At 57.6% G+C, this 13,144-nt stretch carries 8 protein-coding genes, 4 tRNA genes and 2 rRNA genes; all 14 read right to left on the reverse strand.

Annotation, left to right across the window (positions count from 1 at the left end; genetic code table 11):
• Positions 1 to 16: 16 nt before the first annotated feature.
• The 14 genes from rpoB to OKW35_RS43785 all read right to left on the reverse strand — a co-directional run bounded on the left by rpoB (position 17) and on the right by OKW35_RS43785 (position 13,071).
• The gene (gene rpoB, locus OKW35_RS43720; protein ID WP_090802173.1) at positions 17 to 4,123 is read right to left on the reverse strand and encodes a DNA-directed RNA polymerase subunit beta; all 4,107 of its coding nucleotides are present in this window, start codon (positions 4,121 to 4,123) and stop codon (positions 17 to 19) included.
• A 369-nt stretch (positions 4,124 to 4,492) separates the two neighbouring features.
• The gene (rplL, locus tag OKW35_RS43725) at positions 4,493 to 4,870 is read right to left on the reverse strand and encodes a 50S ribosomal protein L7/L12 (RefSeq protein ID WP_018420143.1); all 378 of its coding nucleotides are present in this window, start codon (positions 4,868 to 4,870) and stop codon (positions 4,493 to 4,495) included.
• A 63-nt stretch (positions 4,871 to 4,933) separates the two neighbouring features.
• Positions 4,934 to 5,437: a 50S ribosomal protein L10 gene (rplJ, locus tag OKW35_RS43730; RefSeq protein WP_062129470.1), complete on the reverse strand. Its 504-nt coding sequence runs from the start codon at positions 5,435 to 5,437 to the stop codon at positions 4,934 to 4,936.
• Positions 5,438 to 5,741: 304 nt separating this feature from the next.
• Entirely contained in the window at positions 5,742 to 6,440 is a 699-nt protein-coding gene (gene rplA / locus OKW35_RS43735) for a 50S ribosomal protein L1 (protein ID WP_184065453.1), read from the reverse strand.
• Positions 6,441 to 6,872 (reverse strand): 50S ribosomal protein L11, encoded by a 432-nt coding sequence (gene rplK / locus OKW35_RS43740; RefSeq protein WP_008922976.1) that lies wholly within the window; start codon positions 6,870 to 6,872, stop codon positions 6,441 to 6,443.
• Between the two features lie 161 nt (positions 6,873 to 7,033).
• Positions 7,034 to 7,591 carry a transcription termination/antitermination protein NusG gene (gene nusG / locus OKW35_RS43745; protein WP_075303275.1) on the reverse strand — a complete coding sequence of 186 codons (558 nt, stop codon included), beginning with the start codon at positions 7,589 to 7,591 and terminating at the stop codon, positions 7,034 to 7,036.
• A 1-nt stretch (position 7,592) separates the two neighbouring features.
• Positions 7,593 to 7,973, reverse strand: coding sequence for a preprotein translocase subunit SecE (secE, locus tag OKW35_RS43750; protein ID WP_184040841.1), 381 nt, complete (start codon positions 7,971 to 7,973; stop codon positions 7,593 to 7,595).
• A 34-nt stretch (positions 7,974 to 8,007) separates the two neighbouring features.
• A tRNA-Trp gene (locus OKW35_RS43755) sits at positions 8,008 to 8,083 on the reverse strand.
• A 64-nt stretch (positions 8,084 to 8,147) separates the two neighbouring features.
• Positions 8,148 to 9,338 (reverse strand): elongation factor Tu, encoded by a 1,191-nt coding sequence (gene tuf, locus OKW35_RS43760; protein ID WP_129958904.1) that lies wholly within the window; start codon positions 9,336 to 9,338, stop codon positions 8,148 to 8,150.
• 62 nt (positions 9,339 to 9,400) lie between these two features.
• Positions 9,401 to 9,475 (reverse strand) — tRNA-Thr (locus OKW35_RS43765).
• A gap of 16 nt (positions 9,476 to 9,491) precedes the next feature.
• Positions 9,492 to 9,565 (reverse strand) — tRNA-Gly (locus tag OKW35_RS43770).
• A gap of 39 nt (positions 9,566 to 9,604) precedes the next feature.
• Positions 9,605 to 9,690, reverse strand: a tRNA-Tyr gene (locus tag OKW35_RS43775).
• Between the two features lie 157 nt (positions 9,691 to 9,847).
• Positions 9,848 to 9,961 (reverse strand): 5S ribosomal RNA (rrf, locus tag OKW35_RS43780).
• A gap of 228 nt (positions 9,962 to 10,189) precedes the next feature.
• Positions 10,190 to 13,071 (reverse strand): 23S ribosomal RNA (locus OKW35_RS43785).
• Between the last annotated feature and the right edge of the window lie 73 nt (positions 13,072 to 13,144).

Here is a 13,144-nt window from a genome sequence, read left to right on the forward strand (position 1 = left end):
CTCTCCAGTAGTCCGATTAGTTCCGGTCCAGGTCGATGTCGATACCCAGCGACCGGATTTCCTTCACCAACACGTTGAACGACTCAGGCATGCCGGCATCGATCACGTGATCGCCCTTGACCAGGTTCTCGTAAACCTTGGTCCGGCCCGTCACGTCGTCCGACTTCACCGTCAGCATTTCCTGCAGCACGTACGATGCGCCGTACGCTTCGAGCGCCCACACTTCCATTTCACCGAAACGCTGGCCACCGAACTGCGCCTTACCGCCCAACGGCTGCTGCGTGACGAGCGAGTATGGGCCCGTGGAACGCGCGTGCATCTTGTCGTCGACCAGGTGGTGCAGCTTCAGGTAGTGCATGTAGCCGACCGTCACCGTACGTTCGAACATCTCGCCCGTGCGACCGTCGAACAGACGCACCTGGTTCTTCGACGGCGTCATGCCGAGGTTTTCAGCGATGTCGTCCGGGAACGCCAGGTCCAGCGCGCGGGACATTTCTTCTTCCGTCGCACCGTCGAACACCGGCGTTGCGAACGGCACGCCTTCGCGCAGGTTCTTCGCCAGTTCGAGGATTTCGTCGTCGCTGAAGCTGTCCAGCTCTTCGGCGCGGCCCGATTCGTTGTAGATCTTGATCAGGAATTCGCGCAGTTCAGCGATCTTCGCCTGACGCTGCAGCATTTCGCCGATACGCCAGCCGAGACCCTTCGCGGCCCAACCCAGATGCACTTCGAGAACCTGACCCACGTTCATCCGCGACGGCACGCCGAGCGGGTTCAGAACGACGTCAGCCGGACGGCCGTCGGCCATGTACGGCATGTCTTCGATCGGCACGATCTTCGACACGACACCCTTGTTACCGTGACGGCCTGCCATCTTGTCGCCAGGCTGCAGACGGCGCTTCACCGCCAGATACACCTTGACCATCTTCAGCACGCCCGGCGGCAGTTCGTCGCCTTGCGTGAGCTTCTTGCGCTTCTCTTCGAACGCGAGGTCGAACTGGTGACGCTTCTCTTCGATCGAGTTCTTGATCGCTTCGAGCTGGGCCGCTGCTTCTTCATCCGCGAGGCGGATGTCGAACCAGTGATAGTGGTCCAGATCTTCGAGGTAAGCGCGGTCGATCTTCGTGCCCTTCGCGAGCTTCTTCGGACCGCCGTTCACCACCTTGCCTTCGAGCATGCGTGCGAGACGCTGGAACGCATCGCCTTCCACGATACGCAGCTGGTCGTTCAGGTCGAGACGATAGCGCTTCAGTTCATCGTCGATGATCTGTTGCGCGCGCTTGTCGCGCTGGATGCCTTCACGCGTGAATACCTGCACGTCGATCACAGTGCCGCTCATGCCCGACGGCACGCGCAGCGACGTGTCCTTCACGTCCGACGCCTTCTCACCGAAGATCGCGCGCAGCAGTTTTTCTTCCGGCGTCAGCTGGGTTTCGCCCTTCGGCGTGACCTTGCCAACCAGCACGTCGCCCGCCTCGACTTCCGCGCCGATGTACACGATGCCCGACTCGTCGAGACGGCCAAGCTGCACTTCGGCGAGATTCGAGATGTCGCGCGTGATTTCTTCCGGTCCGAGCTTCGTGTCGCGTGCAACGACGTTCAGTTCTTCGATGTGAATCGACGTGTAACGGTCGTCCGCAACGACCTTCTCCGAAATCAGGATGGAGTCTTCGAAGTTGTAGCCGTTCCATGGCATGAACGCGATCAGCATGTTCTGGCCGAGCGCGAGCTCGCCCAGATCGGTCGATGCGCCGTCAGCCAGCACGTCGCCGCGCGCAACCTTGTCGCCCATCTTCACGATCGGACGCTGGTTGATGTTCGTGTTCTGGTTCGAACGCGTGTACTTGATCAGATTGTAGATGTCGACGCCGACTTCACCCGCGACCGCTTCGTCGTCGTTCACGCGAATCACGATACGGCCCGCGTCGACGTAATCAACCACACCGCCACGCAGTGCCTGAACCGTCGTGCCCGAGTCGACCGCCACAGTGCGTTCGATGCCCGTACCGACGACCGGCTTTTCCGGACGCAGACACGGGACGGCCTGACGCTGCATGTTCGAGCCCATCAATGCGCGGTTCGCGTCGTCGTGCTCGAGGAACGGAATCAGCGAAGCTGCGACCGACACGATCTGCGACGGCGCCACGTCCATGTACTGAATGCGGTCCGGCGTGACCATCAGCGTTTCGCCCGCTTCACGCGACGACACGAGTTCGTCGGTCAGCGTGCGGTCGTCGGCCACCGCCGCGTTCGCCTGAGCGATCACGTAACGGCCTTCTTCGATCGCCGACAGATAGTCAATCTGGTCGGTCACCTTGCCGTCCGCCACCTTGCGATACGGCGTTTCGAGGAAGCCGTATTCGTTCAGGTGCGCGTACAGAGCGAGCGAGTTGATCAGACCGATGTTCGGACCTTCCGGCGTTTCAATCGGACACACACGGCCGTAGTGAGTTGGGTGCACGTCGCGGACTTCGAAGCCTGCGCGCTCACGAGTCAGACCGCCCGGGCCTAGTGCGGAAACACGACGCTTGTGCGTGATTTCCGACAGCGGATTGGTCTGGTCCATGAACTGCGACAGCTGCGACGACCCGAAGAACTCGCGAATCGCCGACGAGATCGGCTTCGAGTTGATCAGGTCGTGCGGCATCAAGTTTTCGCTTTCGGCCTGGCCGAGGCGTTCCTTCACAGCACGTTCGACACGCACGAGGCCCGCGCGGAACTGGTTCTCAGCGAGTTCGCCGACACAGCGCACACGACGGTTGCCGAGGTGGTCGATGTCGTCCACTTCGCCCTTGCCGTTGCGCAGCTCGACGAGGATCTTGATCGTCGCGAGAATGTCGTCGTCCTGCAGCGTCATCGGACCGACGATTTCATCACGGCCGACGCGCCGGTTGAACTTCATACGACCCACCTTCGACAGGTCGTACGCTTCTTCGCTGTAGAACAGACGGTTGAACAGTGCCTCGACCGCTTCTTCGGTCGGCGGCTCGCCCGGACGCATCATGCGGTAGATCGCGATACGTGCGGCCATCTTGTCGGCCGTTTCGTCGATACGCAGCGTCGACGAGATGTACGGACCTTGGTCCAGATCGTTCGTGTAGAGCGTCTGGATGTCCTTGATCTTCGCTTCGCGCAGCTTCTCGAGCACGGATTCGGTAATTTCGTCGTTGGCGTTCGCGATGACTTCACCCGTATCGCCGTCGATCACGTTCTTCGCGAGCACGCGGCCGAGCAGATAATCTTCCGGCACCGAGATGAACTTGGTCTTCGCGTTATCGAGGTCGCGAATGTGCTTGGCGTTGATCCGCTTGTCCTTCTGGACGATCACGTTGCCATCGCGGTCCGTGATATCGAAGCGCGCGACTTCACCGCGCAAACGCTCCGGCACGAATTCCATCTGCGCGCCTTCCGGCATCAGCGTGAAATTGTCGAACACGAAGAAGTTTGCGAGGATCTGTTCCGGCGTCAGGCCGATTGCCTTTAGCAGGATCGTAACCGGCATCTTACGACGACGGTCGACGCGGAAGTACAGCACGTCCTTCGGGTCGAACTCGAAGTCGAGCCACGAGCCACGGTAGGGAATGATACGTGCCGAAAACAGCAGCTTGCCCGAGCTGTGCGTCTTGCCCTTGTCGTGTTCGAAGAAAACACCCGGCGAACGGTGCAGCTGCGAAACGATCACACGTTCCGTGCCGTTGATGACGAACGAACCGGTCGGCGTCATGAGCGGGATTTCGCCCATGTACACTTCCTGTTCCTTCACTTCTTTGACGACCGGCTTGCTCGGTGATTCTTTGTCGAGCAGCACCAGACGCACCTTGGCGCGCAGCGCCGAGCAGTACGTCAGACCGCGCTGCTGGCATTCCTTGATGTTGAATGCCGGCGGCGACAGCATGTAGCTGACGAACTCAAGGCGCGCGAAGCCGTTGTGCGAAACGATCGGAAAAACGGAAGTAAACGCGGCCTGCAAGCCTTCCGGCTTGCGTTGCGTAGATGACGTATCTGCTTGCAGAAACGTGCTGAATGATTCAAGCTGGGTTGCCAGCAGGAAAGGTACTTGGTGAACGATGGGGCGCTTCGCAAAACTCTTGCGAATACGCTTCTTCTCGGTGAAGGAATATTGCATACGATCTCCGAATCACGGCGGGCATAGTTGTCGAGGCAGGATACCTTGATGAGACAACCCGAGTGTTCACCGACTGAGACCCGATGGCCGTCCGATGGCTTGAACGAGCCTAGAAGCTTGGTGGTTGGCCGCTACCAACCGCTGGCTGACGGCAGCGGATGCCTGTGTTGCCCGCTACCCGACCAAACTTGCCTTCTGCAGTCGCTTCAGAAGACAAAGAGAAATGCCGGTCAAAATTACCGTGGGCGTTTTTCTTTGGCTTCTGGGAATCACATTCCTGCCGGCATACGCCCGCAAAAACGCGTCCTCCACAAAGCACAAAAAGGCCGGCGGTGAAAAACCGCCAGCCTTCGCACAGCGCGTTGAAGCTTACTTGATTTCAACCTTCGCGCCGGCTTCTTCCAACTTCTTCTTGGCTTCTTCAGCAGCAGCCTTGGGCACCGCTTCCTTAACGGGCTTCGGTGCACCGTCGACCAGATCCTTCGCTTCCTTCAGGCCGAGACCCGTCAGTTCGCGAACAGCCTTAATGACCGAAACCTTGTTTGCACCGGTTTCAGCCAAGATGACCGTGAATTCGGTCTGCTCTTCAGCAGCAGCAGCGCCGCCGGCTGCACCTGCCGGGCCAGCCACTGCAACAGCAGCTGCCGAGACGCCAAACTTTTCTTCGAATGCCTTGACCAGCTCGTTCAGTTCCAGAACCGACATCGAGCCTACGGCTTCGAGGATGTCTTCTTTTGCGATTGCCATTTGAAATACTCCTAAATTGAATTCGGATACAGCCAGCGATCAATCACGCTCGACTGAAGTGCATTACGCAGCGGCTTCTTCGCCTTGCTTCTTTTCTGCCAGCGCGGCCAGAGCGCGCGCGAAGCCAGAAACAGGTGCCTGCATAACGTACAACAGCTTGGAGAGCAGTTCTTCGCGGCTCGGGATGCTTGCCAGCGCTTGCACGCCAGCCTTGTCCATCACCTTGCCTTCGTAGGAACCAGCCTTGATGACCAACTTGTCATTGCTCTTGCTGAAGTCATTGACGACCTTAGCAGCAGCAATCGCATCTTCCGAGATGCCGTAGATCAGGGGGCCAGTCATCTGCTCTGCCAGCGGAGCAAACGGGGTACCCTCGACGGCGCGACGCGCCAGCGTGTTCTTCAACACGCGAAGGTAAACCTGTTGCTCACGCGCTTTCGCGCGCAGCTTGGTCAGATCGCCAACCGCGATTCCACGATACTCAGCCAGAACCACGGTCTGAGCTTTCGCGACTTGCGCGGCAACCTCAGCGACGACGGCCTGCTTGCTTTCTTTGTTTAGTGGCACGGTTAACCTCCAGATTCGATACACGCAGCGTGCGCCTTGTGTACCGCATTCAATAACGGCGTCCGACCAGTCAGGAGTATTTCGACCGTCAAAAATCCGTATCGCTACAGACATCCAACGGCTTCATCACTACAAAACCTTTTCGGGTTCGCCATCTGCGTTGGCTTTACATTAAGGGCCCGCCTACTTGCTGCGTGCCCACCAACGGTCTTTGACAACCGGTCGCGCGATGCAGACTGCCACCTCGCAACCGCCCAAAGCCCTTAAAAGCCGCCCCAACTCGCGCCGGAGCGGCGAAAATTCATTACTGGGCAGCGATCGACGTCTGGTCGACACGAACACCAACACCCATCGTGCTCGACAGAGCGACCTTGCGCAGATACACGCCCTTGCTCGTTGCCGGCTTCGCCTTCTGCAGCGCTTCGATCAGCGCATTCAGGTTGTTGCGCAGTGCTACCGGTTCAAACGAAGCGCGGCCGATCGTTGCGTGGATAATGCCGGCCTTGTCGACACGGAATTGCACCTGACCAGCCTTGGCGTTCTTGACCGCGGTCGCGACGTCCGGCGTGACCGTGCCAACCTTCGGGTTCGGCATCAGGCCACGCGGGCCGAGAATCTGCCCGAGCGTACCGACGATACGCATCGTGTCCGGCGAAGCGATCACGATGTCGAAGTTCAGGTTCCCGGCCTTGACCTGTTCGGCCAAATCTTCCATACCGACGACGTCAGCACCAGCGGCACGAGCCTGCTCAGCCTTTTCGCCCTGCGCGAACACAGCGACGCGGACCGACTTACCGGTACCAGCGGGCAGCACGACCGAGCCGCGAACCACTTGATCCGACTTCTTTGCGTCAATGCCGAGTTGCACGGCGACGTCGATCGACTCGTCGAACTTCGCGCTTGCGCATTCCTTCACGAGCGACAGAGCGTCTTCGATCGGGTACAGCTTCTGACGATCCACTTTGGCTGCAAATGCTTGCAGACGCTTCGAAAGCTTAGCCATTTACACGCCCTCCACGGTGATGCCCATCGAGCGGGCGCTACCAGCGATCGTACGAACCGCTGCGTCCAGATCAGCAGCCGTCAGATCGGGCATCTTGGTCTTGGCGATATCTTCAGCTTGAGCGCGGGTGATCTTGCCGACCTTGTCGGTATGCGGCTTGCTCGAACCCTTGTCGAGCTTCGCTGCCTTCTTGATCAGAACCGTAGCCGGCGGCGTCTTCAGAACGAACGTGAAGCTCTTGTCCGCGAATGCCGTGATCACGACAGGAATCGGCAGACCCGGTTCCATCGCTTGAGTCTGCGCGTTGAACGCCTTGCAGAACTCCATGATGTTCAGGCCGCGCTGACCCAGCGCCGGACCAACCGGCGGCGACGGATTGGCTTTACCTGCAGGAATCTGCAGCTTGATAAAGCCGATAATTTTCTTTGCCATTTCGAGAACCTCTGTGGAACGCCGCCTTACGGGCGGACGCTCAGTGAGTAGTAGCGCGTGTTCGCCGACAAACTGGCTAGTTACGCTCCTCAACGGCCATTACGCGGACCGTAAGCGCGAAATACGGAACGCACCTAGCGGTGCGTTCCGTAAAATCTAGACTACAACTTTTCGACTTGGCCGAATTCCAACTCGACCGGCGTTGCGCGGCCGAAGATTGTAACGGAAACACGGACTCGCGACTTTTCGTAGTTCACTTCTTCGACGCTGCCGTTGAAATCTGTGAACGGGCCTTCTTTCACGCGCACCATCTCGCCTACCTCAAACAGGGTCTTCGGACGCGGCTTCTCCACGCCCTCCTGCATCTGCGACATGATCTTTTCAACTTCCCTAGGGGAGATCGGGCTCGGCCGATTACGCGCCCCGCCGACGAAGCCGGTCACCTTCGCCGTATTTTTCACGAGATGCCACGTTTCGTCTGTCATTTCCATTTCGACTAAAACATAGCCCGGGAAGAAACGACGTTCGGTTACTGATTTGTGACCGCCCTTTACCTCAACAACCTCTTCCGTTGGAACGAGGATCTGGCCGAACTGATCCTGCATACCAGCCCGCTCGATGCGCTCCTGAAGCGCTCGTTGCACGCTCTTCTCCATACCGGAATATGCGTGCACTACGTACCAACGTTTGCCGCTCGGGGATGCCGGAGTATCACTCATATCATTTCCAACCCAGAATCGCCGAGAAAATCGCCCACTCAATGGATTTATCACAAACCCAGAGGAAGATAGCCATCACGACTACGAAGCCGAAGACCACGAGTGTTGTTTGGGTCGCCTCTTTGCGACTCGGCCAAACTACCTTGCGGACCTCTTTGTATGAGTCATTGGCGAAAGCGATGAAACCCTTGCCAGGCGCCGAGAGAAGACCGACTGCGACACCCGCGATCGCACCAACAGCCAAGGCGGCTCCGCGGATGTACCATTCCTGGCCATTAAGCCAGAAGAACCCCACGAACCCGGCCAAGACCAGCAACACACCTGCGATCAACATCAACTTGTCGCCGGATGTATTTACAGTTTCGACGGAAGGATTCGCCATAACACCTTAACAAGCGCCACTACGGCGCGATAGTTGGCAGGGGCAGAGGGAATCGAACCCCCAACCTTCGGTTTTGGAGACCGACGCTCTGCCAGTTGAGCTATACCCCTAAACCATTTGGGGTTGACGACACCGCCAACCCCGATACAACCGATTATCGAGAACTCTCTGGCGTTACTCGATGATCTTGGCGACGACACCAGCGCCGACCGTACGGCCACCTTCGCGAATTGCGAAGCGCAGACCTTCTTCCATCGCGATCGGGTTGATCAGTTTCACCGTGATCGACACGTTGTCGCCCGGCATCACCATTTCCTTGTCCTTCGGCAGCTCGATCGAGCCCGTCACGTCCGTCGTACGGAAGTAGAACTGCGGACGGTAGTTGTTGAAGAACGGCGTGTGACGGCCGCCTTCGTCCTTGCTCAGCACGTACACTTCAGCCGTGAAGTGCGTGTGCGGGTTGATCGAACCCGGCTTGGCCAGAACCTGGCCACGCTCCACGTCTTCACGCTTCGTGCCGCGCAGCAGGATACCAACGTTGTCGCCTGCCTGACCCTGGTCGAGCAGCTTGCGGAACATTTCCACGCCCGTGCAGGTCGTCTTGGCCGTTGCGCGGATACCGACGATCTCGATTTCCTCGCCAACCTTGATCACGCCGCGCTCGACGCGACCCGTCACTACCGTGCCGCGACCCGAGATCGAGAACACGTCTTCCACCGGCATCAGGAACGCACCGTCAACCGCGCGCTCCGGCGTCGGGATGTACGTGTCCAGCGCATCGGCCAGGTTCATGATCGCTACCTCGCCCAGCTCGCCCTTGTCGCCTTCCAGCGCCAGCTTGGCCGAACCCTTGATGATCGGCGTGTCGTCGCCCGGGAAGTCGTACTTCGACAGAAGTTCGCGAACTTCCATCTCGACGAGTTCCAGCAGCTCGGCGTCGTCCACCATGTCGCACTTGTTCAGGAACACGATGATGTACGGAACGCCAACCTGACGCGCCAGCAGGATGTGCTCACGCGTTTGCGGCATCGGGCCGTCGGCAGCCGAGCACACCAGGATTGCGCCGTCCATCTGCGCCGCGCCCGTGATCATGTTCTTCACGTAGTCTGCGTGGCCCGGGCAGTCGACGTGTGCGTAGTGGCGGTTAGCCGTTTCGTACTCGACGTGCGCGGTGTTGATGGTAATGCCACGCGCCTTTTCTTCCGGCGCCGCGTCGATCTGGTCGTACGCCTTCGCTTCGCCGCCAAACTTCTGCGTCAGGACCGTCGTGATCGCTGCCGTCAGCGTGGTCTTGCCGTGGTCAACGTGACCGATCGTGCCCACGTTCACGTGCGGCTTGGTCCGCTCGAATTTACCCTTGGCCATTTTCGACTCCTAAGAGGATTTTCCGTACGTTGCGCCGGGCGCAAACAATCACCGATTACTTCTGGTGCCCATGGGCAGGATCGAACTGCCGACCTCTCCCTTACCAAGGGAGTGCTCTACCACTGAGCCACATGGGCGCTACCTCTGTGTTGCTGGAGCGGGTGAAGGGAATCGAACCCTCGTCGTAAGCTTGGAAGGCTTCTGCTCTACCATTGAGCTACACCCGCAGGATCATGGATTCCCAACAACTGCTACATCTTGCATTCTGGTGGAGGAGGTTGGATTCGAACCAACGTAGGCGTAAGCCAACAGATTTACAGTCTGCCCCCTTTAGCCACTCGGGCACCCCTCCGCAGAGAACTGACGATTGTGGGGGAACAATGTCTCTTTGTCAAGGGCTGCTTGACCGTTCCGATCCCAACGCTCTCATTTATATAGTGATTGACTGTTAGCCGTCCGTAAACGCAAAAACCCCACCGCGGCGGGTGGGGTTTCTGACTGGGGGGGGAGCCTGACGATTACCTACTTTCACACGGGCAATCCGCACTATCATCGGCGTGGAGTCGTTTCACGGTCCTGTTCGGGATGGGAAGGGGTGGGGCCGACTCGCTATGGTCATCAGGCATGACGGGTTGCTGCGTCGCAGGGCTGGAGTCAACCGGTTGCGCCACAGCCAATCGGGAAGAAGCGTAAAGGATTCGGGTGTGTGGGGGTTGTGTTGTTTCTGGCACAACACTGAATCCCAACCGGGCGTTTCTGTGAGCTCCCGCGGGAGTTCACACCAATCCCCTTCGGGGATCGGACCCGCGTAAGTGCTGAAGCACTACCGCGGGTCGAGACACACCTGTTATAGGATCAAGCCTTACGGGCAATTAGTATCAGTTAGCTCAGTACATTACTGTACGTGCACACCTGACCTATCAACGTCCTGGTCTTGAACGACCCTTCAAGGGGCTCGAAGCCCCGGGGATATCTCATCTTAAGGCGAGTTTCCCGCTTAGATGCTTTCAGCGGTTATCTCTTCCGAACATAGCTACCCGGCGATGCCACTGGCGTGACAACCGGTACACCAGAGGTTCGTCCACTCCGGTCCTCTCGTACTAGGAGCAGCCCCCTTCAAATATCCAGCGCCCACGGCAGATAGGGACCAAACTGTCTCACGACGTTTTAAACCCAGCTCACGTACCTCTTTAAATGGCGAACAGCCATACCCTTGGGACCGGCTACAGCCCCAGGATGAGATGAGCCGACATCGAGGTGCCAAACACCGCCGTCGATATGAACTCTTGGGCGGTATCAGCCTGTTATCCCCAGAGTACCTTTTATCCGTTGAGCGATGGCCCTTCCATACAGAACCACCGGATCACTATGACCTGCTTTCGCACCTGTTCGACTTGTCAGTCTCACAGTCAAGCACGCTTATGCCATTGCACTATCAGCACGATTTCCGACCGTACCTAGCGTACCTTCGTACTCCTCCGTTACCCTTTGGGAGGAGACCGCCCCAGTCAAACTGCCTACCATGCACTGTCCCCGACCCGGATCACGGGCCAAGGTTAGAACCTCAAACAGATCAGGGTGGTATTTCAAGGACGGCTCCATTGAGACTGGCGTCCCAACTTCATAGCCTCCCACCTATCCTACACAGACCGGTTCAAAGTCCAATGCAAAGCTGCAGTAAAGGTTCATGGGGTCTTTCCGTCTAGCCGCGGGGAGATTGCATCATCACAAACACTTCAACTTCGCTGAGTCTCGGGAGGAGACAGTGTGGCCATCGTTACGCCATTCGTGCAGGTCGGAACTTACCCGACAAGGAATTTCGCTACCTTAGGACCGTTATAGTTACGGCCGCCGTTTACCGGGACTTCAATCAGGAGCTTGCACCCCATCATTTAATCTTCCGGCACCGGGCAGGCGTCACACCCTATACGTCCACTTTCGTGTTTGCAGAGTGCTGTGTTTTTATTAAACAGTCGCAGCCACCAGTTTATTGCAACCCTTTCACCCTTCTGGCGCAGGCCAGTCAGGCTATGAGGGCGTACCTTATCCCGAAGTTACGGTACCAATTTGCCGAGTTCCTTCTCCCGAGTTCTCTCAAGCGCCTTAGAATACTCATCTCGCCCACCTGTGTCGGTTTGCGGTACGGTCACTGTGAAACTGAAGCTTAGAGGCTTTTCCTGGAACCCCTTCCAGTTGCTTCGCCACCGAAGTGGCTCGCCTCGCACCCTTGAATTCTGCGCCCGGATTTGCCAAAGCGCCTTCTCCAATGCAAGGACCGGGACTTCCAACACCCGGACAACCTTCCGCGATCCGTCCCCCCATCGCATTTCACAATGGTGCAGAAATATTAATCTGCTTCCCATCAGCTACGCATTTCTGCCTCGCCTTAGGGGCCGACTCACCCTACGCCGATGAACGTTGCGTAGGAAACCTTGGGCTTACGGCGAGGGGGCCTTTCACCCCCTTTATCGCTACTCATGTCAGCATTCGCACTTCCGATACCTCCAGCACACTTTCCAGTGCACCTTCGCAGGCTTACGGAACGCTCTCCTACCATGCACATTACTGTGCATCCGCAGCTTCGGTATATGGCTTAGCCCCGTTACATCTTCCGCGCAGGACGACTCGATCAGTGAGCTATTACGCTTTCTTTAAAGGGTGGCTGCTTCTAAGCCAACCTCCTGACTGTTTTAGCCTTCCCACTTCGTTTCCCACTTAGCCATATTTGGGGACCTTAGCTGGCGGTCTGGGTTGTTTCCCTCTTGACACCGGACGTTAGCACCCGATGTCTGTCTCCCGTGATTGCACTCTTCGGTATTCGGAGTTTGCTATGGCGTAGTAATCCGCAATGGACCCCACAACCATGACAGTGCTCTACCCCCGAAGGTGAGACACGAGGCACTACCTAAATAGTTTTCGGAGAGAACCAGCTATTTCCAGGTTTGTTTAGCCTTTCACCCCTATCCACAGCTCATCCCCTAACTTTTCAACGTTAGTGGGTTCGGTCCTCCAGCACGTGTTACCGTGCCTTCAACCTGGCCATGGATAGATCACCTGGTTTCGGGTCTACACCCAGCGACTGGACGCCCTGTTCGGACTCGCTTTCGCTACGCCTGCCCTAATCGGTTAAGCTCGCCACTGAATGTAAGTCGCTGACCCATTATACAAAAGGTACGCCGTCACCCCTTCGCAGAGGCTCCGACTGTTTGTATGCATGCGGTTTCAGGATCTGTTTCACTCCCCTCCCGGGGTTCTTTTCGCCTTTCCCTCACGGTACTGGTTCACTATCGGTCGATCACGAGTATTTAGCCTTGGAGGATGGTCCCCCCATCTTCAGACAGGATTTCACGTGTCCCGCCCTACTTCTCGTACACCCAGTTCTTCCATGCTGTTTTCGTCTACAGGGCTATCACCTGCTATGGCCGCACTTTCCAGAGCGTTCGACTAACAATACAGATAACGTGTACCGGCTGATCCCATTTCGCTCGCCACTACTCTGGGAATCTCGGTTGATTTCTTTTCCTGCGGTTACTTAGATGTTTCAGTTCACCGCGTTCGCCTCACGCAGCCTATGGATTCAGCTACGGATACTCCATTAGGAGTGGGTTTCCCCATTCGGACATCTCCGGATCAATGCTCGTTTGCCAGCTCCCCGGAGCTTTTCGCAGGCTACCGCGTCCTTCATCGCCTGTGATCGCCAAGGCATCCACCACATGCACTTGTTCGCTTGACCCTATAACGGGTGTGTCTCTGTGTCGACCCACGTTAGCGCTTTAGCGCTTACGTGGGCCCCATCCCCGGAGGGG

This window comes from Paraburkholderia sp. MM5477-R1 (genome assembly GCF_050436385.1).
GTDB lineage: Bacteria > Pseudomonadota > Gammaproteobacteria > Burkholderiales > Burkholderiaceae > Paraburkholderia > Paraburkholderia tuberum.

Bases quoted from the DNA above. Each gene is read 5' to 3' on its own strand.
- tuf (WP_129958904.1), bottom strand. From the start codon at position 9,338: ATGGCCAAGGGTAAATTCGAGCGGACCAAGCCGCACGTGAACGTGGGC.
- nusG (WP_075303275.1), bottom strand. From the start codon at position 7,591: ATGAGTGATACTCCGGCATCCCCGAGCGGCAAACGTTGGTACGTAGTG.
- rplL (WP_018420143.1), bottom strand. From the start codon at position 4,870: ATGGCAATCGCAAAAGAAGACATCCTCGAAGCCGTAGGCTCGATGTCG.
- secE (WP_184040841.1), bottom strand. From the start codon at position 7,973: ATGGCGAATCCTTCCGTCGAAACTGTAAATACATCCGGCGACAAGTTG.
- rplA (WP_184065453.1), bottom strand. From the start codon at position 6,440: ATGGCTAAGCTTTCGAAGCGTCTGCAAGCATTTGCAGCCAAAGTGGAT.
- rplK (WP_008922976.1), bottom strand. From the start codon at position 6,872: ATGGCAAAGAAAATTATCGGCTTTATCAAGCTGCAGATTCCTGCAGGT.
- rpoB (WP_090802173.1), bottom strand. From the start codon at position 4,123: ATGCAATATTCCTTCACCGAGAAGAAGCGTATTCGCAAGAGTTTTGCG.